This is a genomic window from Mycobacterium sp. SMC-17 (assembly GCF_045310915.1).
Lineage (GTDB): Bacteria > Actinomycetota > Actinomycetes > Mycobacteriales > Mycobacteriaceae > Mycobacterium.
The window spans coordinates 1-22,025 of the sequence record NZ_JBJIAK010000007.1 but is presented as its reverse complement, the minus strand read 5'-3'; the positions used below and the strand labels follow the sequence as shown (position 1 = coordinate 22,025).

General features: G+C 69.2%; 17 protein-coding genes, 2 pseudogenes and 1 riboswitch. Of the genes and pseudogenes, 9 read left to right on the top strand and 10 right to left on the bottom strand.

The window, feature by feature from the left end; genetic code table 11:
* Positions 1–15 precede the first annotated feature (15 nt).
* The 5 genes and pseudogenes from ACJH7A_RS06925 to ACJH7A_RS06905 form a co-directional block, all read right to left on the bottom strand.
* Positions 16–801: pseudogene (locus ACJH7A_RS06925) on the bottom strand (ABC transporter ATP-binding protein).
* A complete protein-coding gene (locus ACJH7A_RS06920; RefSeq protein WP_406801698.1) occupies positions 798–1,787 on the bottom strand; it encodes a FecCD family ABC transporter permease in 990 nt (329 codons plus the stop codon). The pseudogene ACJH7A_RS06925 and the gene ACJH7A_RS06920 overlap by 4 nt, the downstream one beginning before the upstream one ends.
* 20 nt (positions 1,788–1,807) lie before the next feature.
* Complete coding sequence (locus ACJH7A_RS06915; protein WP_406801645.1) at positions 1,808–2,815, bottom strand: ABC transporter substrate-binding protein; 1,008 nt, start codon at positions 2,813–2,815, stop codon at positions 1,808–1,810.
* A gap of 67 nt (positions 2,816–2,882) precedes the next feature.
* A riboswitch (cobalamin riboswitch) is annotated at positions 2,883–3,069 on the bottom strand.
* A gap of 248 nt (positions 3,070–3,317) precedes the next feature.
* Entirely contained in the window at positions 3,318–3,917 is a 600-nt protein-coding gene (locus tag ACJH7A_RS06910) for a TetR/AcrR family transcriptional regulator (RefSeq protein ID WP_073697390.1), read from the bottom strand.
* A gap of 25 nt (positions 3,918–3,942) precedes the next feature.
* On the bottom strand, positions 3,943–5,130 hold the full coding sequence (locus ACJH7A_RS06905; protein WP_406801644.1) for a glycoside hydrolase family 3 N-terminal domain-containing protein: 1,188 nt from the start codon (positions 5,128–5,130) through the stop codon (positions 3,943–3,945).
* Between the two features lie 99 nt (positions 5,131–5,229).
* Between ACJH7A_RS06905 and ACJH7A_RS06900 the strand changes: the two genes are divergently transcribed.
* The gene (locus ACJH7A_RS06900) at positions 5,230–5,403 is read left to right on the top strand and encodes a DUF2613 domain-containing protein (RefSeq protein ID WP_020103457.1); all 174 of its coding nucleotides are present in this window, start codon (positions 5,230–5,232) and stop codon (positions 5,401–5,403) included.
* The gene (locus ACJH7A_RS06895) at positions 5,354–9,595 is read left to right on the top strand and encodes an alpha-(1->3)-arabinofuranosyltransferase (RefSeq protein WP_406801697.1); all 4,242 of its coding nucleotides are present in this window, start codon (positions 5,354–5,356) and stop codon (positions 9,593–9,595) included. The genes ACJH7A_RS06900 and ACJH7A_RS06895 overlap by 50 nt, the downstream gene beginning before the upstream one ends.
* A 200-nt stretch (positions 9,596–9,795) precedes the next feature.
* Here ACJH7A_RS06895 and ACJH7A_RS06890 read toward each other — a convergent pair whose 3' ends face one another.
* The gene (locus ACJH7A_RS06890; protein WP_020103455.1) at positions 9,796–10,137 is read right to left on the bottom strand and encodes a type II toxin-antitoxin system HicB family antitoxin; all 342 of its coding nucleotides are present in this window, start codon (positions 10,135–10,137) and stop codon (positions 9,796–9,798) included.
* A 76-nt stretch (positions 10,138–10,213) separates the two neighbouring features.
* On the bottom strand, positions 10,214–11,323 hold the full coding sequence (locus ACJH7A_RS06885) for an acyltransferase family protein (RefSeq protein WP_406801696.1): 1,110 nt from the start codon (positions 11,321–11,323) through the stop codon (positions 10,214–10,216).
* A 217-nt stretch (positions 11,324–11,540) separates the two neighbouring features.
* On the opposite strand from ACJH7A_RS06885, the gene ACJH7A_RS06880 reads away from it, so the two are divergent.
* Together ACJH7A_RS06880 and ACJH7A_RS06875 are read left to right on the top strand one after the other, a co-directional pair.
* Complete coding sequence (locus tag ACJH7A_RS06880; RefSeq protein ID WP_318984785.1) at positions 11,541–12,737, top strand: DUF3068 domain-containing protein; 1,197 nt, start codon at positions 11,541–11,543, stop codon at positions 12,735–12,737.
* Between the two features lie 17 nt (positions 12,738–12,754).
* Positions 12,755–14,410: a hypothetical protein gene (locus ACJH7A_RS06875; RefSeq protein WP_406801695.1), complete on the top strand. Its 1,656-nt coding sequence runs from the start codon at positions 12,755–12,757 to the stop codon at positions 14,408–14,410.
* On the opposite strand, the gene ACJH7A_RS06870 is transcribed toward ACJH7A_RS06875, so the two are convergent.
* The gene (locus ACJH7A_RS06870; protein ID WP_406801643.1) at positions 14,376–15,677 is read right to left on the bottom strand and encodes a sugar transferase; all 1,302 of its coding nucleotides are present in this window, start codon (positions 15,675–15,677) and stop codon (positions 14,376–14,378) included. The two genes, ACJH7A_RS06875 and ACJH7A_RS06870, sit on opposite strands and share 35 nt — an antisense overlap.
* A 483-nt stretch (positions 15,678–16,160) precedes the next feature.
* Entirely contained in the window at positions 16,161–17,348 is a 1,188-nt protein-coding gene (locus ACJH7A_RS06865; protein ID WP_346416515.1) for a glycosyltransferase family 4 protein, read from the bottom strand.
* A 57-nt stretch (positions 17,349–17,405) separates the two neighbouring features.
* On the opposite strand from ACJH7A_RS06865, the gene ACJH7A_RS06860 reads away from it, so the two are divergent.
* The 5 genes and pseudogenes from ACJH7A_RS06860 to ACJH7A_RS06840 form a co-directional block, all read left to right on the top strand.
* Positions 17,406–18,164, top strand: coding sequence for a class I SAM-dependent methyltransferase (locus ACJH7A_RS06860; RefSeq protein ID WP_406801694.1), 759 nt, complete (start codon positions 17,406–17,408; stop codon positions 18,162–18,164).
* Between the two features lie 55 nt (positions 18,165–18,219).
* The gene (locus ACJH7A_RS06855) at positions 18,220–19,692 is read left to right on the top strand and encodes an aldehyde dehydrogenase (RefSeq protein WP_212807965.1); all 1,473 of its coding nucleotides are present in this window, start codon (positions 18,220–18,222) and stop codon (positions 19,690–19,692) included.
* A 175-nt stretch (positions 19,693–19,867) separates the two neighbouring features.
* Positions 19,868–20,089, top strand: coding sequence for a hypothetical protein (locus ACJH7A_RS06850; protein WP_212807964.1), 222 nt, complete (start codon positions 19,868–19,870; stop codon positions 20,087–20,089).
* Positions 20,090–20,528: 439 nt separating this feature from the next.
* A complete protein-coding gene (locus ACJH7A_RS06845) occupies positions 20,529–20,663 on the top strand; it encodes a hypothetical protein (RefSeq protein WP_020103445.1) in 135 nt (44 codons plus the stop codon).
* 56 nt (positions 20,664–20,719) lie between these two features.
* Positions 20,720–21,289 (top strand): annotated as a pseudogene (locus tag ACJH7A_RS06840) (TetR/AcrR family transcriptional regulator); the annotation flags it as partial.
* On the opposite strand, the gene ACJH7A_RS06835 reads toward ACJH7A_RS06840, so the two are convergent.
* Positions 21,226–21,819: a dihydrofolate reductase family protein gene (locus tag ACJH7A_RS06835; RefSeq protein WP_406801642.1), complete on the bottom strand. Its 594-nt coding sequence runs from the start codon at positions 21,817–21,819 to the stop codon at positions 21,226–21,228. The pseudogene ACJH7A_RS06840 and the gene ACJH7A_RS06835 overlap by 64 nt on opposite strands.
* Positions 21,820–22,025: the final 206 nt, after the last annotated feature.

Genomic DNA, 22,025 nt, shown 5'->3' with positions numbered 1-22,025 from the left:
GTGGATTCTCGCGACCTACCTCGGGCTCGGCGACCCAGGCGGGAGGAGGTGGACCACCGGGCGGCCGGTGTCGTCGACCGTGACCCGGGCCGCAACACCGTAGACCGACGAAATCAGTTCCGCGGTAAGGACTTCGGCGGGTGCCCCGGCCGCGACAACCCGCCCTTTGTCGAGCACGACCAGCCGGTCGCAGAACAACGCCGCCAGCGTCAGGTCGTGCAGCGTCACCACCGCCGTCACCGGCAGCGCGCGGATCAGCGCCATCAGCTCAAACTGGTGCCGGACATCAAGGTGGTTGGTGGGCTCGTCGAGCAGCAACTCGCGGGGCACCTGGGCCAGCGCCCGGGCGATCTGCACCCGCTGCTGCTCACCACCGGACAGCGTGCGCCAATCCCGGTCGCGCAGGGCTGTCGTCTCGATCTGGTGCAGGGCACGCTCGACGGCGCGGCGGTCGGCCTCGGTATCACCAGACCAGATGCCGCGGTGCGGAATTCGGCCCAGCCGCACGATCTGGCCGACGGTCAGGTCGAGCTCGGTGCTGACCTGCTACTCGACCACCGCGACCCGTTGCGCCACCGCGCGACGACGATGACCGGCGAGCGGACGTCCGTCGAGCAGCACGGCACCAGTGTCGGGATGCCGTAGCCCGGCCAGCAACCGCAACAGCGACGACTTGCCGGCGCCGTTGGGCCCGAGCAGCCCCAGCGTCTCACCGTCGGCCACGACCAGCGACACCCCGTCGATGACGAGCCGACCGCCCGTCGACCAGCTGACGGATTCAGCGGCGAGCCCGCTCGTCATCGAAACCTCCGGCGCCGAGCCAGAATCCACATGAAGATCGGCACACCGACGAGCGCCGTCACCACGCCGACCGGCAACTCCTGCGGCGCGAATACGGTGCGGGCGGCGGCGTCGACCCAGACCATGAAGATGGCGCCGGTGATCGCGGTGACAGGCAACAGCCGGCGGTGCGACGGCCCGACGATCATCCGGGCCGCGTGCGGCAACACCAGCCCGACGAAACCGATTGCGCCGGCGGCGCTCACCAGCACGGCCGTCAGGAGAGCCGTCGTCGCCAACAAGACGGCGCGCACGCGCCGCACCGAGACACCCAGCGCGGCGGCCGCATCATGGCCGAACGCGAACGCGTCCAAGGCATCTGACTGCAGCCAGCAGATGGCCAGGCACGCCGCGCACACCAGACCGCACAGTGCCACCTGAGACCAGCTCGCCCCGGCCAGCGAGCCGAGCAACCAGAACAGCACCCCGCGGGTCTGCTGCGCGTCGGCGGAGGAGAAGACGACCAAGGCGGTCGTTGCCGAAAAGAGCTGAGTGCCGGCGACCCCGGCCAGCACCACCCGGTCCGGCCCGCCGCCGGACACCGCGGCGAGGGCCAGCACGAGCACGAACGCGAGCACCGCACCGACGAACGCCCCGCCCGACAGCGTCAGGGCGCCACCGATCCCCGCGACGACGACCAGCACCGCTCCCGTGGACGCACCGGACGAGATGCCCAGCATGAACGGGTCGGCCAGCGGGTTGCGCATCAGCGACTGCAGGATCGCGCCGCAGATCGCCAGGCCCGCGCCGCAGATCGCGGCGAGCAACGCGCGGGGCAGTCGCAATTCCCAGACGATGCCGTCATCGATCGGCGCGATGTCGGCGGCGCGTCCCCAAAGATGTTGCGCGACGACGGCATACACGTCACCCACGCCGAGGTCGGCCGGCCCGATGACCATGGCCGCCACGATCGACAGCACCAGCCCGACCAGGCCGAGCGCCACCATCCCGGCGGTGCGCACCGCCGTCAGGACTTCCCGCCCAGTCCGAATGCGCGGAGCCCGGACGCGACGGTCTCGACGGCGTCGACGTTGCGCAGCGACGGATCCATCGCGCTGGCCGGCAAGATGATCCACCGCTTCTCCCGCACGGCCTTCAACTTGCTTGCGGCCGGGTCGGTTTCGAGGAACTTGATCTTGTCGGCGACGCTGTCGCCGTCCTTGCCCCGGGTGAGGTCGGCGAGGACCAGCATGTCGGGGTCACGCTGCAGGATGGCCTCCCACGAAATCTCGGGCCACAACTGCCTGCTGTCGGCGAACGCGTTGCGCGCCCCGACCGCGGTGGTGATGATGCCGGGCGCTCCGCAGCAGCCCGCGATGTACGGAGTTCTGGTACCGGCGTACCACCACATCAGGGAGACACCGTCGGCCCTGAGACCGATGGTTGCGGTCGCCATGCGCGCCCGCAACGTCGACACCAGCTTGTCCCCGCGCTCTGAAACCCCGAAAATCCGGGCGACATCGGCGATTTCGGCATACATGTCGTCGAGCGTCAACGCCCGCGCCTGCGGCGCGTCCTGACCGCCGCACTCACTGGAGGACTGATACGTCGGCACCCCGAGGCGCTCGAACCGCTCCCGTGGGGCGACGCCCTGATCGGTGAACGACCAGTCGAACGTCGCGTAGACGAAGTCGGGCTTCTCTGCCAGTACCCGCTCGAACGACGGGAAATCCCGGCTCAGCACAGGCGCTTTGGCGTTGTCGGCGGCGAGGTCGGGCCGGACGGCGTCGCTCCAGGACGCGGTGCCGGCCATCCGGTCGGCGAGCCCGAGCGCCAGGAGCAGCTCGCTGGCCGGCTGGTTGATCGAAACCGCGCGCTGCGGCGGCGATTTCACCGTCACCGTGCGTCCGCAGTTCTGCAGCGTGACGGGATAGCCGGCGGTTCCAGCGTTGACGGTTCCTGTCGCCCGCGGACCGCTACACGAGCAGACGAGCGAAACAACCAGTGAGACAAGCAGAATGGTACGTCGAGACACGGCGGCGCCTTCCGATCCGGGACTCAGGTCGCGGAGTCCATGCGTGGGCGGGACCTCGCGCCGCCAGGCCGCGAGAACCCGAGCCAGCAGGTCTTCGGACTCGGGATCATCCAGGCCGGAGCGCCTTCCCAGCCCACGTGGGGCCAGTGGCCGTTGCTCCGCCTGTCCCCCTTACCGCTGCGCGTCAGTTCCGGTTTCGCACCGGATTCCCTGACCCAACCGCGTTGGGTTCGACTGGCTCGAATCGGACCATACCAGCGGCGTGGCGGGCCGGCGCCGGCGTGTCGCTGCCGGCGGCGTGTTGTTCTCTCCTGTGACACATGCGATTTGGAGTGGTCAACTTTCCTTGACGCGTCAGGGAAAGTTGACGGCTCCCGGCGAAAGGTGCCAAGGGAGAGAGCCCGGGACGGGCTGACCGTCCGCGAATGTGCGACCAGATCGGCAGAATCGCTGGGAGGGCGATCTGTGTGCACCGTCGCGGCGCCGCCGGAGCGCGAGAAACCTACGACTCGGCGCGCTTGCCCTTCAGGCCGCGCCAGAAGAGGTTGATCATGAGCTCGGTGGCGTCATTGACGTCGGTGTCGCCGGCACTGACGCGGGACGCGATGGCCTCACCCGCGCCCACGAGGGCCACGGCCATCATCTCGAAGTCGCTGTCCGGCTCCGGGTTTCGGGTACCGGTGCTGAGCAGCCGCGCCACCAGGTCGATGATCTTCTCGCGGCCCTCGCGCACCGTGTGGGCGAAGGCCTGCGAGCTGGTGGCCTGGGTGTACAGCACGATCCAGGACGCCCGGTTGCGGTCGATGTACGTCATGAACGACAGCACCGCGTTGCGCAGCAGGTCGCGCGGGCTCTGGGCGAAGTTGATGTCCGCGCGGACGGTGTCGACGAAGCGCGTCAGCTCCCGGTCAAGGCAGGCCGCGAACAACTCTTCCTTCGAGCCGTAGTAGAGGTACAGCATCGGCTTGGAGATCTCGGCCTGCGCGGCGATCGCGTCCATCGAGGTCTCGTGATAGCCGTTCACCGAGAACATCTGCACGGCAGCGTCGAGCATCTGCTGTTCGCGGACGGCCCGCGGCAGCCGCTTGGTTCCACCTGCCATCAGAACAGGGTATGCAACAAGCAGCTCACTTCACGCATTTGGCACCCGGGCCCTTCATGGCCGCCACCCGAAGCACCGACTTGTCGACCTGCGCCTGGTCCAGCTGGCCGGCCCGCGCGGCGGCCTCCAGCTTGTCCAGCACGTCCGGGATGCCGTCGGTGGTGATCCACAGGGCGACGTCCGCGCCGGCCTGGATCGCCTTCAGCGCCGCGTCGGCGATGCCGAAGTGCTGGGTGATGGCGGCCATGCCGGTCAGGTCGTCGGTGAACACGACGCCGTCGAACGGCGGGCCGCCGTACTCGCCGCTGCGCAGCAGGTCATAGGCCGGCTTGCTGAGGCTGGCGGGGTCGTCGCCCAGAGTCAGTCCCGGCACCTGCAGGTGACCGACCATCACCGCGACGGGCTGCTGCGTCGTCAGCGTCCGGTACGGCACGAGGTCGCTGTCCTTGAGCGCCTCGAGCGGCGGGGTCTTCACGCCACCGGTGTGCGAGTCACCCGAACCGTGCCCGTGCCCAGGGAAGTGCTTGAGCACCGGAACCAAACCCGCCTCCCGCAGGCCCGCGGCGTACGCACCGGCGTACTCGGTGACCTTGTCCGGCGTCGCACCGAACGAGCGGTCGCCGATCACCTCGTCGTCGGACTCTTCGGTGACGTCGGCGTCGGGCGCGAAGTCGATGGTGATGCCGAACTTGTCCTTCATCTGCTGACCGCGGTCCTTGGCGATGGCCTGGACCTCGGCCGGCGTCTTCGTCGTCGCCAGCACCCGCGCCGACTCCTGCTTGCCGATCAGCTTCTTCAGCCGGGACACCCGGCCACCTTCTTCATCGATGCTGACCGCCAGCGGCAACGCGCCGGATGCCGCCTGCAGCTCAGGGATCGAACCGTCCGACAGCATGGACAGGTCCGTCCAGCTGCCGATGAAGATGCCGCCGACCTGCTGCTGTGTCACCGCGGCACGGGCGTCGGCGGCGTCCTTGACGCCCACCATGAGCAACTGGGCCAGCTTCTGCCGCAGCGTCAGCGTGCTCAGCAGCGCGTGCGGATCGCACGGCGGAGCCGTGGGGGCGGGCGCGTCCATCGGCTTACTCGACGACGACGTGGTCTTGGCCTGGCTGGACGTGCTGGACGCGGCAGGATGGTCGGACGACGACGAGCAACCAGCCACCAGTCCGGACACCAGTGCCAGCACTCCGAGGGTTCGGGGCAGGGACATGGGTTTCGAGCCTAACGGTTCCGGTCGCGGTCCCCCGGGACCCCGTGAGACGGCCGCCGAAACGGGGCCCAGGCAGGTCGTCATGCTAGTTTGGGCGCCATGGACCGCTTCCTCGTGCCCGCCGGAGCCAGCATCGTGGTCGGTCTGTTGCTCGGCGCTGCAGCGGTCTTCGGCACCACGCTGATGCTGGAGCAGGACACCAAGCCGACGCTGCAATCGGGCGATCCAGCGTCATCGGTGCTCAACCGGGTCGAATACGGCAACCGCAGCTGATCCCGTAGCGCCCCTCTCGCGGCGCTGCCTATGGGTCGTCAGCGCGGTCGCACTGGTCCTGACGTTCGCCCAGTCACCGGGCCGGGTCTCGCCCGACACCAAACTCGATCTCACCGCCAACCCCGCGCGTTTCCTGGCGCGGGCGGCGAATCTGTGGAGCAGCGACCTGCCCTTCGGCCAGTCGCAGAACCAGGCCTACGGCTATCTGTTCCCGCACGGGACGTTCTTCCTCGCCGGTGACGTCATCGGCCTGCCCGGCTGGGTGACGCAGCGGCTGTGGTGGGCGTTGCTGCTGGTCGTCGGGTTCTGGGGAGTCATCCGGGTCGCCGAGGCCCTGGGCATCGGCAGCCGGTCCTCCCGCGTGCTCGCCGCCGTGGCGTTCGCCCTGTCCCCGCGGGCGCTGACGACGCTGGGCGCCATCTCCTCCGAGACCCTGCCGATGATGCTGGCGCCGTGGGTGCTGCTGCCGGTGATCCTGGCGCTGCGCGGTGATCCGCGCATTCGGCAGCTGGCCGCCCGCTCGGCTGTCGCCGTCGCGCTGATGGGCGCGGTGAATGCCGTCGCAACGCTGACGGGCTGCCTGGCCGCGATCATCTGGTGGGCCGCGCACCGGCCCAACCGGCGGTGGTGGCGCTTCACGGCCTGGTGGTTCGGCTGCACGCTGCTCGCGATCCTGTGGTGGGCCGTGGCGCTGCTGCTGCTCGGCCGGATCAGCCCGCCGTTCCTGGACTTCATCGAATCGTCGGGCGTCACGACGCAGTGGCTGTCACTGACCGAGGTGCTGCGCGGCACCTACGGTTGGACGGCGTTCGTCGCGACCAACGCGACGGCCGGTTCGTCGCTGGTGACCGGTTCGGTCGCGGTCCTGGCGACGACGCTGGTGGCCGCCGGCGGCATGGCGGGCCTGGCCATGCGCAGCATGCCGGCCCGCGGGCGGCTCATCGCGATGCTGCTGTTCGGGCTGCTGCTGCTCGCGGTCGCGTACGCGGGCGGGCTGGGCTCGCCCATCGCGCACCAGGTGCGGGCCTTCCTCGATGCCGGCGGCACCCCGCTGCGCAACGTGCACAAACTCGAACCCGTGCTGCGCCTGCCGCTTGCGCTGGGCCTGGCCCACGTGCTGGGCCGGATTCCCCTGCCGGGCACCGCGCCGCGGCGGGAGTGGATCAACGCGTTCGCGCACCTCGAGCGGGACAAGCGGATGGCCGTGGCCGTCGTGCTGCTGACGGCACTGGTCGCCGGGACGTCGCTGGCGTGGACGGGCCGGCTCGCCGCGCCGGGCGCCTACCGCGCCATCCCGCAGTACTGGCACCAGACCGCGGACTGGCTCGACGCGCACAACGCCGAGACCCCGGGCCGCGTGCTCGTCGCGCCGGGCGCGCCGTTCGCCAACCAGGTCTGGGGCAACACGCACGACGAGCCGCTGCAGGTCCTCGAACGCGGTGCGTGGGGGGTGCGGGACTCGATTCCGCTGACGCCGCCCGAGACCATCCGCGCCCTGGACTCCGTGCAGCGCCTGTTCGCGACCGGGCGGCCGTCCGCCGGATTGGCCGACACCCTTGCCCGCCAAGGTATTTCGTTCGTCGTGGTGCGCAACGACCTGGACCCCGACAACTCGCGGTCGGCCCGGCCGCTGCTGGTGCACCGGGCCTTGGAAGGTTCCAGGGGGCTCACGAAAGTCGCACAGTTCGGCGATCCCGTCGGCCCGGGCACCCTGGACGGGTTCGTCTCCGACAGTGGCCTGCGGCCGCGCTACCCCGCCGTCGAGATCTACCGCGTGGCGGGCACCGTGCCCACCGTGCCGTACCTCGCCGACACCGACACCATGCCGCGCGTCGACGGCGGGCCCGAATCACTGCTGCGCATCGACGAGCGCCGCCGCCTGATGGGGCGAAACCCGTTGGGCCCCATGATCTTGACGTCCGACGCGCAGCACGCCGGATTGCCGGTGCCCGAGGTGACCGTCACCGACACCCCGCTGGCCCGCGAGACCGACTACGGACGCGTCGACGACCACTCGTCGGCGGTGCGGGCCCCCGACGATCCGCGGCGCACCTACAACCGCGTCATGGACTACCCCAGCCCCGGCGCCACCACCGCCTACGGCCAATGGCCGGGTGGACGGATCACCACGTCGAGTTCGTCGTCCGATTCCACCGCGCTGCCCAATGTGGCGACGGCGGCCGGTCCGGCCGCCGCGATCGACGGCGACACCTCGACCAGCTGGGTGTCGAGCTCGCTGCAAACCGCTGTGGGGCAATGGCTTCAGGTCGACTTCGACCATCCGGTGACCAACGCGACCATCACCCTGACGCCCAGCGCCACCGCCGTCGGCGCCCAGGTGCGCCGTATCGAAGTCGCAACCGCCAACGGCACCAGCACAATTCGCTTCGACCAGCCCGGCAAGCCATTGACCGCGGCCCTGCCCTACGGCGAGACCTCCTGGGTCCGGTTCACCGCGACCGGCACCGACGACGGCTCGCCCGGCGTGCAGTTCGGCATCACCGACTTCTCCGTGACGCAGTACGACGCGTCCGGCTTCGCCCACGCCGTGAGCCTGCGCCACACCGTCGACGTACCCGGCCCGCCGGCCGGATCGGCTGTCGCGCAATGGGATTTGGGCAATGACCAGCTGGGCCGGCCCGGCTGCGCCGAGGGCCCGAACGGGGTCCGGTGCGCCGCCACCATGGCGCAGTCGCCCGAAGAGCCCGTCAACATGAGCCGCACCCTCACCGTGCCGACACCGACGGCCGTCGTGCCGACAATCTGGGTGCAGGCCCGGCAGGGGCCGCACCTGGCCGACCTGGTGAGCCAGCCCGGCACCACCCGGGCGTCCGGCGATTCGGATGTCATCGACGTCGCGGGATCGGCCTACGCCGCCACCGACGGCGATCCGCGCACCGCCTGGGTCGCGCCGCAGGGCATCGTCCAGTTCCGCAACGGCGCCAACCTCACCGTGCACCTGCCGGCGCCGACGACCGTCAGCGCCCTGCGACTCACGCCCAGCGCCTCCGAGCTGCCGGCGCATCCGACCGTCGTCGCCGTCGACCTCGGCAACGGACCGCAGGTGCGACGCATCGGAGACGGCCCGCAGACCATCAAGCTCAACCCCGCGAAGACCGACACCATCAAGCTGTCGATCCTCGACTGGCACGACCTGATCGACCGCACGTCACTGGGATTCGACCAGGTGAAGCCGCCCGGCCTCGCCGAGGTCACCGCCCTCGACGAGCGCGGCGCGCCGATCGCCCCCGCCGACGCGGCCGCCAACCGGCGCCGCGCCATCACGCTGCCGTGTGGCCGCGGGCCGATCGTCGCGATCGCCGGCCAGTTCCTGCAGACCTCGGTGCACACCACCGTCGGCGCGCTCCTGGACAGCGAGCCCATCGCGGCCCAGCCCTGCCAATCCGCGCCGCTGCAACTGCCCGCCGGGAAACAGGAGCTGCTGATCAGCCCCGGCCCGTTCTTCACCGTCGTCGGCGCCCGCCTGACCGGCCCGCTCGCCGCCCACATCCACAGTGCCCCAACGACTCCCGCGCAGCTGAAGAAATGGACCTCCGATCACCGTGAGGTGGACGTGACGCCGTCACCGGTGCAGCGGGTGCTCGTCGTGCCCGAGAGCGTCAACCCCGGCTGGACCGCCCACACCGCCAACGGCGCCGTCCTCACGCCGGTGACCATCAACGGCTGGCAGCAGGGCTGGGTGCTGCCGGCCGGCACCGCGGGCACCGTCGCTCTGACATTCGGGCTGAACACCCCGTACCGCATCGGGTTGTTCGGCGGGCTCGCGCTGCTGCCGCTCCTGGCGCTCCTGGCGCTGCTGCCGATGCGCCGCCGCGTCGACGACGAGCCGACGCAGACCTGGCAGCCGGGGCCCGCGCTCGTCGGCGTGGCCCTCGTCGGATTCGGTTTCCTGGCGGCCGGATTCGCGGGTCTGGCGACCGTCGGGGCAGCCATCGGCATCCGATACCTGCTGCGGTCGCAGGAGCGGTGGCTCGACGGCTGGACCGTCATCGCCTCGGCGAGCGGCCTCATCGGTGCCGGCGCGGTGCTCAGCGCGTACCCGTGGCGCTCGGTGGACGGCTACGTCGGGCATTCGCCGTGGGTGCAGTTCCTGGCGCTCATCTCGGTGGCCGCGCTGGCCGCGTCGTTGTGGGAGGCACCGGCCAGATGGACGCGCCAGCTCGACGAGTGATTCACGAGTCACACCTGCATCACACGCACCGATCTGTCGGTCGCCACACGCATCTGGAACTCGGTATCGCCGGCAGTATCAGGCGCGGCCTGACCAGGACAGATTGGCAGGTGGTATCGCGGGCGATACCGAGTTCCGGAATCGGTTGGGCCAACTGACAACTCGACACGCCGGCACACCGAACCCCCGGCCGCACACTGCTAGAAATCGTCGAATGACGGTGGCCGGGCAGCCAGCTTCTGGACCACCCATTGATTCAGTGAGACGCCCTGCTCAGCCGCTTCGACACTGAGCTTGGCGTGCATGGCCGTCGGCATCCGCAACAGGAACTTGCCGCTGTACTTGCGGTCCGTGATGGATTCAGGCGGCGACATTTCACTCGCCAGCAGATCGCGGACCTCGTCGGCCACCGTCTGTTCCATTGCGGCAATCGCGGTCGCGGCGGTCATGCCCGTCGCCCAGAGCCGCGGGAACTCCAGGCATCCGGCCAGATAGCGGCCACGCTCCGGCGACCACTCCGCCCGGTAGGTGTATTGCGTCATGGCGCGAGCATGGCGCACCCGACCGACACGGCCCGATCCGTGGGACCGTGGCCGCACCGGCGGCGCGTAGCAGCGGCTATCCGACCGCGGCGGGCTCCGGAGCGTCCGTGATCGCGCTGTCCCGCGGTGACGGGGCGTGCCGGGATTCCCAGCGGCGCAGCAACTCGCGGCAGGGCGACTCGATCAATCCGTAGCTGACGGCGGCGATCGCGAAACCGAAAATCCAGGTCAAGATCAGCACGATCGGCATGTGGCCGTTGAACGGGAACTCACCGATCACCGGGAACACCATGGCCAGCGCCGCGAGGTGCCAGATGAACAGGCCGTAGGACCAGCGGCCCAACGTCACCATCGTGGTGCTGCCGAGGATCCGGTGCGGCGTCCCGGGTGCGTCCAGCACCAGCGGCGCCAGCAGTGCCCCGGCGACCACCGCACCCATCGCCGTCTTGACCACGACCTGGCTGACGGCGCCCGGTGCGAGTCCGATGTTGCCGGCCAGCGGCGTCGCCGCGATGACGAACGCGACCCCGGCGATGGCCGCCATCACCCAGCGGCGCCGGGCCAGCTGGTGCATGCGGCCGACGGGCATGACGGTCAGCTCGGCCAGCAGCATGCCGGCGGCGAACCACGAGAACAGCGCCGGCAGCCAGTTCATCTGGTTGACGCCGAACGGCAGGTGCCATGGCAGCGCAGGCCACGCGAAGCTCGCCACCGCCAGTGCCGCGATGGCGGGCACCCGCCAGTCCACCGGCAACCGGCGGGCCAAGAGCGCCAGCAGCGGCAGGGCCAGATAGAAGCTGACCTCGACGGCCAGGCTCCACATCTGCGTCAGCCCGGCGGTCAGCGTCAGCGGTACATAGACCTGGGTGAGCGTGAGGTTGGCGAGCCACACCGTCAGGTCGGCGTGCGCCTCGGGCAACAGCGCCAGGATCACCACGACGGCCACCAGATAGCCCGGCATGATGCGGACGATGCGCGAGCGCAGGTAGTGGCCCGTCGGCGGCCGGTGCCGCAGGCCGCGCGCGGCGGCGGCGTGCCCGCGCCACAACAGGAAGCCCGACAGCGCGAAGAACACGGCGACCGCCAGGTCGAACCGGGTGAACAAGCGGCCGTACCAGCCGCTGCTGTTGGCCGTCTGGAACGCCACGTGAGTGAGGACGACGCCCATGGCGGCACAGGCCCGCATGCCCTCGACAGCGGGCAGGAAACTGCGGGTGCCGCTCACCTCAGCACTGCCCGCGGTGTCGTGTCCCAGGTCGCCCACGACCCCAGTGTGCCGGGTGCCCGGTCTCGGCGGCGAATCTCACCGACACCCGCACACCACTCTGAGGGTGTGCCTTAGTAAGGGCTGTTAGGGTCAGTCGGGTTGCTGTGTGGCTGGCAGACAAAGTAAGGAGCACGGGTTGAACCGCGCTGTGGGGTTGCGAATCGCGGCATGCGTCTTGATGGGGCTCGGCGCCGCCCTGCTGATTGCTGCTCTGCTCTTGAGTACCTATACGTCGGGCAAGATTTCCAAGATCCCGCTCGACATCGACACCACGCTGGTCAGTAACGGCACCGGGACCGCGCTGGACCCCGCGTCGCTGCTGGGCGAGAAGTTCGTCGTCAACAAGAACGTGCCGCTGGTGCTGCAGCGCCAGATCAGTGTCGAGAACCCGGCGAACGCCGATGTGGTGACGCTGCAGGTCGGCAGCACGGTGCGCCGCACCGACAAGCAACAGGACAACGGTCTGCTGCTCGCGCTCGTCGACACCGTGACGCTCAACCGCACCACCGCCGCGGCGGTGACCGGTGCGGCCGGCTCGGTGCAGAAGCCACGCACCATCGAGGACCAGAACCCGCCGACCAACATCGCGCTGCCCCACACCGGGCTGAGCTACCGCTTCCCGTTCAGCACGGAGAAGAAGACCTACCAGGTGTTCGACCCGATCGCGCAGAAGGCGTACGACGCCAACTACGAGGGCGAAGAAGACGTCAACGGGCTGTCGGTCTACAAGTTCACGCAGAACGTCGGCTTCGACGCCGACGGCAAGCTGGTCGAGCCCATCAAGTACTCGTCGCTGTACGACAAGGATGAAGACGGCTCGGTGACCGCGCGCGCCGAACTGTGGGGCGTGCCGTCGGCCGAGCCGACCGACCCGATCACGATGCAGCGCTACTACGCCGCGGCGCGCACCTTCTGGGTGGACCCGGTCTCGGGCACCATCGTCAAGGAGAAGGACCGCGGCTTCCACTACTACTCGCGTGACGCCCTCAAGCCCGAGGTGACGTTCGCCGACTACACCGTCACCTCCAACGAGCAGACGGTCGAGTCGCAGGTCGCCGCCGCCCACGACGAGCGCGACAAGCTCGCCCTGTGGGACCGCATCCTGCCCATCACCTTCGGTGGCCTGGGCCTGGTGTTCCTGGTCGGTGGTGTGCTGCTCGCCGGGTACAGCCTGCGGTCGCAGGCCGCACTGATCGATCCGGGCCTCGATGCCGCCGGGCACGGCTTCTTCGGCCGGCGTGAGACCGATTCCGGCCCGATGCCCGCGGCCGAGGCCATGACCGAGAAGCTGCCCACCCAGCGGCCGACCGATCTGCCACCGGACCGGATCTGATCGCTTTTCGTCGTGCCCTGCCGGCGCTGTACGCGCTGGGGCTGACGCTCGCTGTCACCGCGCCGCTGCTGGCGCCCGGTTATCTGCTGCTGCGTGATGCGGTCTCGACGCCGCGGTCCTACCTGTCCGACGCCGCCCTCGGCTTGTCCGAGGCCGCGCCCCGGGCCCTGCCGCAGGACTTCTTCCTGGCCGTCCTCTCGCCCGTCGTCGACGGCGGGGTGCTGGTCAAGGCGCTGACGATCCTCGGCTTGTGGTTCGCCGGCTGGGGCGCGGCGAAGCTGGCCGCCGCGGTGCTGGACGCCGGCCTCGGCGGGCAGCTCGTGGCCGTCACCGTCGCGGTGTGGAACCCCTACGTCGCCGAGCGACTGCTGCAAGGGCACTGGAGCCTGCTCGTCGGCTACGGCTGCCTGCCCTGGGTCGCCTTCTCCAGTGATTTGTGCACGATTTTCCGCGGTGAGCGCGAAAAGTCGTGCACAAATCACTGGGGCCTCGTCTTTTGGATCGCGCTGGCCGGGCTGACGCCGACGGGCCTGCTGCTGGCGTTGGTGGTGGCGCTGGCGTGTTCGCGCACCTGGCGCGGCGTGTGGGTCGCACTGGCCGCCGCGGTCGGAGCGGCGCTGCCCTGGTTGGTGGCGACGGTCGTCGCCCGCTCGGTCCTACCGGTGGCCAGTGCCGGAGTGCCGGCGTTCGCGGCGCGGGCCGAACCGGGGCTCGGGACGCTGGGCAGCCTGGCCGGGCTCGGCGGCATCTGGAACGCCGCGGCGGTACCGGTGTCCCGCACGACGCTGTGGGCCGTGGTCGGGACCGTCGCGCTGCTGGCGGTGGTGGCCTGTGGCGCGCGGAAGGCGTGGTCCGTGACCGCGGCCCGGCCGCTGCTGGTGCTCGCCGTCGTCGCCGTGGTGGTGCCCGCGCTGCTGGCGACCGACCCGGGGTCGGCGTTCCTCGACTGGCTGATCCGGACCGTCCCCAGCACCGGCGTGCTGCGTGACGGACAGAAGTGGGTGGCCCTGGCGATGCCGGGCTATGCCCTGGCCGCGGCGGCCGCGGTGGCGGTGCTACGGCGCTGGCTACCAACGGCTTTCGCTGCTGCGGGCTGCTGCGTAGTGGTGCTGGCGGCGCTGCCCGACCTCGCCTGGGGTGTCGGCGGCCAGCTGCGGTCGGTGCAGTACCCGGCCGGCTGGTACGCGGTTGCCGCACAGATCAACTCGGACCCGAAACCCGTCGCGGTCCTGCCGCCCGACGTCATCCGCCAGTTCCCCTGGGCCGGCCCGACGGCCGTACTCGACCCGCTGCCGCGCTGGGTGTCCGCCGACGTGCTGGCGACCGGTGACCTCGTCATCGGGGGCCGGACCGTGCCCGGCGAGGGCGTGCGGGCGCGGCGGGTGCAGGACCTGCTGCTGCGGGGCGCCGACGTGCACCAGTTGGCCGCGGCCGGGGTGGGCTGGGTGGTGGTGGAAGGCTCAGCTCCGCCGCTGTCGCTACCGATGGCCTACCGGGACAACGACATTGCGTTGTACCGAGTGGGCGGGACGACGCCCGCGGCGTCGGGACGCGCGCTGCTGATCGCCGCACACGTGGTGTGGTTGGGCGTGCTGATCGGAGCCCTGACCGCGATGGTGATCCAGCGGCGGCGGGGCCTCAGTACGCCCCTTCGCCGCGAGCCACCACACTGACGGTCTTCAGGATGATGCCGACATCGGTGAGCATCGACCAGTTGTCGACGTACGAAAGATCCAGGCGCACAGCCTTGTCCCATGTGAGGTTCGACCGGCCGCTGATCTGCCACAGCCCCGTCACACCCGGCTTGACGAGTAGTTTGCGCCTGATATCGCCGTTGTACGTCTCGACCTCCCGGCGCAGCGGTGGCCGGGGGCCCACGACGCTCATGTCCTGCTTGAGCACGTTGATGAACTGCGGCAGCTCGTCGATGCTGTAGCGGCGCAACACTTTTCCGACCATCGTCACCCGCGGGTCGTCGCGCATCTTGAACATGACGCCGCCGGCCATCTCGTTCGAGGGCAGCAGGTCTTCGAGGCGCTCCTCCGCGTCGACCACCATGCTGCGGAACTTGATCATCGTGAACGGCTCACCGTCCAGCCCGATGCGCTCCGACCGGTAGAACACCGGGCCGCGACTGGTCATCTTGATGGCGATGGCCGCGAGCACCAGCAGCGGCGCCGTCCCGATCAGCGCCGCCAGCGCGAAGCCGAAGTCGAACGCCTTCTTCAGGAAGCTCTTGGCGCCGTGGTACTGCGGCTTCTCCACGTGCAGCAGCGGCATGCCGGCCACCGGCCGCATCGCGAGTCGCGCGCCGGCCACGTCGAGCAGGCCGGGCGACACCACCAGGTCGACGTCGGAGGCCTCGAGACGCCAGGTGAGCCGCTGGATTCCGGCGGCACCGAAGTGCTCGGCGTCGGTCAGCGCCACGGTGTCGGCGGCGCACCGGTCGCCGAGCGCGCCGAGGGCGTCGTTCTCGTCGCCGAAGATCGGGATCATCCGGTCACCGACCCTGATGACGTCGCCGCGCGCGCCGGGGTCTCCCGGGATGCCGGCGCCGACCACCACATAACCGTCGCCGGGATCGTTCATGAGTTCAGTTGCCAGGACGGCGATGGCGTCCCGATCACCAATGGCGAGAACGGATGTCAGGCATTCGCCGGCCTGTCGGCGCGCCCGCACCCGCCGCCGCCACAGCTTGCGTCCGATGAGCAGCCCGATGGTGCCCAACGGGAACGCGAGGGCCAGGTAGCCGCGCGCGATCTCGAGGCGGGCCAGCAGCGCCACGATCGCGATGACCCCGAACGTCCAGAAGGATGCGGCGACGACGCGGCGATACTCTTCGATGCCGCAGCCGAGGATCGACGCGGACCGGGCGTGATGCAGCGTCAGCACGCCCAGCCACAGGCAGGCCAGCACCAGCGAGTACCCGGTATAGAGCATGGAGGCGACGGGCCGTAGCCCACTCCGCCGAATCGGACCCATTGTGCGAACAGCATCGCGAGGACGATGGTCGCGGCGTCGGTGAGCAGCACACGACGCGCGTAATGCGGCTGCCAGACCGTGCGTGAACTCGCCAGCCGCGTGAGCCCGAACGTCGAAAGCGTCATCGGCAACTCCACATGCTCAACTCCTCAGACCCGGTGGTACTTCGATGGAGCGGTATATCCAATTACATTGAATGAGAACGGAGTTCGAACGCACTGCATCACCGGGCCCAGTTGCCTGGATCCGCAAAATTCGAGGGACACCACGAAAGCCGGAACCCGCAGGCGGCCCTCATTGCTATTAAATTTGACTTGGCCGTCAGTTTATGCGGCCCGGCGGTGTCCAACAGCAAAACGGCAGATTTGGCTGGCCGTCACGCAGAATTTCCGGGGTGGGCGTGGACGCCCGGCGGCAGTACTGCGCGGCCCGGATGCGACGTCAGACGATCCCGTTGACAAACTTGCCGTCCCGGACCGCTTCGGCAACGGTCCGCAACGCGGAAGCGCTTTGCGGCCACGAGAATTCGGCCGCCCGCACCTGCGCCTTGGCACCCAGCTCGTCGCGCAGGACGGCGTCGGTCAGCAGAGTCTCGAGCGCCGTGACCAGACCGCGATGGTCATCGACCAGCAGGCCCGTCACCCCATCGACGATCGAGTCGGTCAGGCCGCCCGAGGACCGGTAGCCGACCGTCGGCACACCGTGCTGGGCGGCCTCGATGACGGCCAGCGCCCAGCCTTCCTTGCGCGACGGCAGCGCGTGGACCCAAGCCTGTTGCAGCACTTCGTGTTTGGTGGCCTCGTCGACGTGGCCGTGGAACGTGACCGCCGAGCTGATACCGAGCCGGCGAGCGTGGGCGACCAGCCGCTCGTCCCACCAGCCGCCGCCGACGACGTCCAGGCGCAGTCCCGGCACCACCGGCGCCAGCAGCGCGACGGCGTCGAGCACGTCCTCGATCTGCTTGTGCGGCACCAGTCTCGACAGCACCACGATGCGCGGCTCGGCAGCGCGGGGCAGCGCGAGGGACGCCGCCGGAGCGAGGTCGACCCCGTTGCGGACGACGGCGATCCGCGAAGCGTCGACACCCAGGTCCACCAGGTCCCGGGCCGACGGCAGTGACACCGTCACGTACTGGTTGTTGCGGTGCAGCCGGGGCGAGAGCCGCGACTCCACGAACCAGCCGAACTTGCTCATGAACCGCCCAGCTACCGGCCACTGGTCACGGTGGCAGTGATGTACCAGCACCATCGCGCGCCGGCCGTAGGCCAAGCGAGCCAGGAAGGGGATGCCGTTCTGCGAATCGATCACCACATCCGGCCGGACGCCGCGCAGCGGACCCAGCCCGACACGGGCCAGCACCATGGCCAGCCCGGCCCAGATGTAGACCGACAGCCGGCCGCCGCCGCGACTGATCCGAATGCCGTCGACGACCTCGGTGCGCGACGCCCCGCGATAGCGCGCCGTCCGCAGCGTCACCCGCACCCCGGACTCGGCCAGCTGCGCGCCGATGCGCTGCAGATACGTCTCGCTGCCACCGCCCTGGGGATGGCCGGTGTCCCGCCAGCAGAGCAGCAGCACCGACCGGATCTCGTCAGGAGATCCAGCGGGTTGCTGGGGGTGGTCTGGCATCGAATGAAGGGTACCGGTCAGTAGGGTTGCGGAGTGAATCGCTGGGCAGCCAAACGACTGGTCATCACGCGTGAGCGGGCCACCCTCGCCCGCTCGATCCGCCTGCTCAGCGAGTTCCGTTTCGAGCAGAGCGACCCGGCCCGCTTCTACGGCGGTCTCGCCCGCGACACCGTCGCCCTGGTGGACGGCCTGTGGCGCGATCTCAACGGAGCCGCACCCGACGGCGCCACGGTGCTCGACGTCGGCGGCGGTCCCGGCTACTTCGCCACCGAATTCTCCAGCGCCGGAATGACATACATCGGTGTCGAACCCGACCCCCGGGAGATGCATGCCGGCCCGGCCGCCCAACCCGACGGCGCCGGCACCTTCGTACGCGCCTCGGGCATGGCCCTGCCGTTCGCCGACGGCAGCGTCGACGTCTGCCTGTCGTCGAACGTCGCCGAGCATGTCCGCGAACCGTGGCTGATGGGCCGGGAGATGTTGCGGGTGACCCGGCCGGGCGGGCTGGTGATCCTGTCGTACACGGTGTGGCTGGGTCCGTTCGGCGGCCACGAGATGGGGCTGACGCACTACCTCGGCGGCCGGCGGGCCGCCGAGATGTACACCCGCAAACACGGCCATCGGCCGAAGAACGACTACGGATCGTCGTTGTTCGCGGTATCTGCCGCAGCTGGGCTGGAGTGGGCGCGCAGCACGGGGACGCTGGTCGCCGCATTCCCCCGCTACCACCCGCGATGGGCCTGGCGTGCGACTTCTGTACCGGTGTTACAGGAGTTCTTGACGAGCAACCTGGTGTTGGTGCTCCAGCCCAGCTGAATGACCTAATTGGAACATGTTCTCGTTTGGCCGAAAACTGGGTAGTGTGACGGCCATGACACAGAGCACGGCATTCAAAACCGAGTGGGATCAGCTGTTCATCGGCGGTCAGTGGACCGCACCCTCGACGTCGGACGTCATCGAGGTGCACTCCCCGGCCACCGGCGAGCTCGTCGGCAAGGTGCCGCTGGCCTCGAAGGCCGACGTGGATGCCGCCTGTGCCGCCGCACGCAAGGCGTTCGACGAGGGCCCGTGGCCCAAGATGTCCCCGGCCGAGCGCGCCGCGGTGATCGCCGAGGCGTCGCGCATCATGACCGAGCGCGCCGACGAGCTGAAGTTCCTGCTCTCCGCCGAGACCGGCCAGCCGCCGAGCATCGTCGACATGATGCAGTACGGCGCGGCCATGTCGTCGTTCAACTACTACGCCGGTGCCGCGGACAAATTCCAGTGGAGCGACATCCGCGATGGCATCTACGGCCAGACCCTGGTGACCCGCGAGCCCATCGGCGTCGTCGCCGCCGTCGCCGCGTGGAACGTGCCGTTCTTCCTGGCCGCCAACAAGCTGGGCCCGGCACTGCTGGCCGGCTGCACCGTCGTGCTCAAGCCCGCCGCCGAGACGCCGTTGTCGGTCTTCGCCATGGCGCAGGCCTTCGCCGACGCCGGCCTGCCCGAGGGCGTGCTGTCGATCGTGCCCGGCGGCCCCGAGACCGGCCGCGCGCTGACCGCCAACCCCGAGATCGACAAGTTCACCTTCACCGGCAGCTCGGCCGTCGGCAAGGAGATCGGCAAGGTCGCCGCCGAGCGGCTCAAGCCCTGCACCCTGGAACTCGGCGGCAAGTCCGCGGCGATCATCCTCGAAGACGCCGACCTGGACTCCACCCTCCCGATGCTGCTGTTCTCGGGCCTGATGAACACCGGCCAGGCCTGCGTCGGACAGACCCGCATCCTGGCCCCGCGATCGCGGTACGACGAGGTCGTCGAGAAGGTGGCCGCCGGCGCGGCCGCCATGCAGGTCGGCCTGCCGGACAACCCGGCCGCGATGATCGGCCCGCTGATCAGCGAGAAGCAGCGCGAGCGCGTCGAGAGCTACATCAAGAAGGGCGTCGAAGAAGGCGCCCGCATCGCCACCGGCGGCGGCCGTCCCGAGGGCCTGGACTCCGGTTGGTTCGTGCAGCCGACGGTGTTCGCCGACGTCGACAACTCGATGACCATCGCCCAGGAGGAGATCTTCGGCCCGGTGCTGGCGATCATCCCCTTCGACACCGAAGAGGACGCCATCCGGATCGCCAACGACTCGGCCTACGGTCTGGCCGGCAGCGTCTACACCACCGACATCCCGCGGGCCATGAAGATCGCCTCGCAGATTCGCACCGGCACCTACGCGGTCAACATGTACGCCTTCGATCCGGGCGCGCCGTTCGGCGGCTACAAGAACTCGGGCATCGGCCGCGAGAACGGCCCCGAGGGCATCGAGGCCTACTGCCAGGCCAAGAGCGTGCTCATGCCGTTCGGCTACACCCCGGAGTAAGCAGTACTGCCTTCGTCCGGATGGCCATCCGCGCCTTGTCCTTCGCCCCTCGGGGGACTCGGCCGGGTGGCCATTCGGCTTTTCAGCACAGGTGTTTTATCCCAGGCGGCGCCCAGCGAACGCTGATAGCGTCACGCCCGTCCGAAGGTCTGGCAAACAATCTGGGAGGAAACGTATGGCTGTCTCTGTGGATCTCGACAAGTCGCTCGACAAGGCATATGAGGACAAGTCCCTCAAGGACATCCTCGACGCATCGCCCGCCGCGCTGGCCGGGGTCAGTGACTCCGACGCCGAGCACCTCGCCGCGGCATTCAACATCAAGACCGTGCGCCAGCTCGGCTCCAACAAGTACTTCGCCGTCGCGGCCGCGCTCGTCGCGCTGGAGAACGCCGGCTAATTTTCTCCGCGAGCAGACACAAAACTGCCCCTACTCCTCGGAGTGGGGGCAGTTTTGTGTCTGCTCGTCTCGTTGCCCGCCACGAGGGTGCACTCAGATCGCACCTCTCGCCCGATCTTCGATCTGGCTGCACGCTCGTGATCAACGCGGCCGTACATCTTCGCCAATGTGCGGACAGATCGTCCTGCAGGCCAGATCCCCGATCTGAGCGCACGCTCGGAGGCGAACCCACAACGCCCCTGCGGAAGACCCCTGATGACGGTCTGCACATCGAGTTCGGACGTCCACCCAGAAGTGAATTCTTGATCACAGAATTATGTAACCGGCCATAATTTCGACGCCATTTGGCCGCTGCGGCCGCCCAATAGTGACCTGGAATACATTCTTTGGCCCGATGTGTCCGACGTTTTATGCTGAGACCCATATCGAGGAGGGCGCCATGTGGGTCGTCGAGGTCAACGTGAAGGGCCATCGCTTCACGCACACCGTCCTGGGTGCCAACGAGCGGCTGCGTGAAGCGGCGCGGGGCGTGCAGGATCGGATGACGCAGCTGCGGAACCGGGTCACGCATTGACGTCAGCTGAGCCCGTCACCAAGACGGTCAACAAGCGAGGCGCCACTCGGGAACGGATGGTGCGCAGCGCCGCCGCCGTGCTGCGTGAACGCGGCGCCGCGGGCCTGACCATCGACGAGGTGTTGGTCCGTAGCGGTGCCCCGCGCGGCTCGGTCTACCACCACTTTCCCGAGGGCCGCAGCCAGCTGCTGATCGAGGCCCTGCAGTTCGCCGGCGATGCGATTGCTGCCCATATCGACGGTTCCGCCGCCTACGGCGGCATCGCCCTCGTCCGCGGATTCGTCACGTTCTGGGATCGCATCCTCGCCGACAGTGACTTCACCGCCGGGTGTCCGGTGGTCGCCGCGGCGGTCGGGTCGGGCGACGAAGCGCCGACCCTGACCCCCATCGCCGCCGAGATCTTCGACCGGTGGCGCACCGCGCTCGGACACGCCTTTACCGCCGAAGGCTTCAGCGACACCGACGCGTCAACCCTGGCCGTCACCTGCCTGGCCGCGCTCGAGGGCGCCGTGATCCTCAGCCGCTCGTCACGCAGGGTCGAGCCGTTGCACGATGTTGCCACTCAGCTCGAATTCCTGATCAAGGCAAAGGCTTTCGTCAAGAACAACGGCCTGCCGACCGCCGGCAGTTTGCCTTCCGCGCGAGCCCAGCGCGCACACACGAAGTCCCTGTTGACGGCGGATTCCACCAGCCGCCACTCCGAGCGCACCGGCAGCACCGGCGCGCCCTCGCCCAGCGAGCACGGCGCGTACGACACCACCAGTTCATCGACCAGGCCGGCCGTCACGAACTGCGCCGCAACGTCCCCGCCTCCGAGAATCCACACGTCACGGTCGCCCGCCGCCTCGACCAGCGTCGGATGCAGTTGCGCCACATCACCGCTCACCGCCTGCACCGGATGGCCGTCGACGATGATGCCGGGCCGGGACGTGAGCACCCACGTCGGCTGGGGATACGGCCAGTCGCCCGGCTCGTGCTCGACGACCCACTGGTACGTCGTCGACCCCAGGACCAGGGCACCGACGGACTTCTCGAACGCCTTGTAGCCGAACGGCCCGTCGACGTCGATGTCACGCGAGAGCAGCCAGTCCAGGCTGCCCGCGGAATCGACGATGAAGCCGTCCAAGCTGGATGCGGTGTAGTAGATGGTCGCCATCTCGCCGAGTATGCCGTGACCCACCGACATTTAGATTGGGTGAGTGCTCGCGGACGGCCGAACCCACCGACTGGGACCTCGCGGATTCCTGAAATTTGAGTGGCCGTCTGCGAGCACGACCCGTGGCCAGGCGGGTGTCCCTGTTTGGGAACTTGGAGCCGTCCACTGACGGACTCCTGCTTGTGGAATGTCTGGGCAATGCCGGC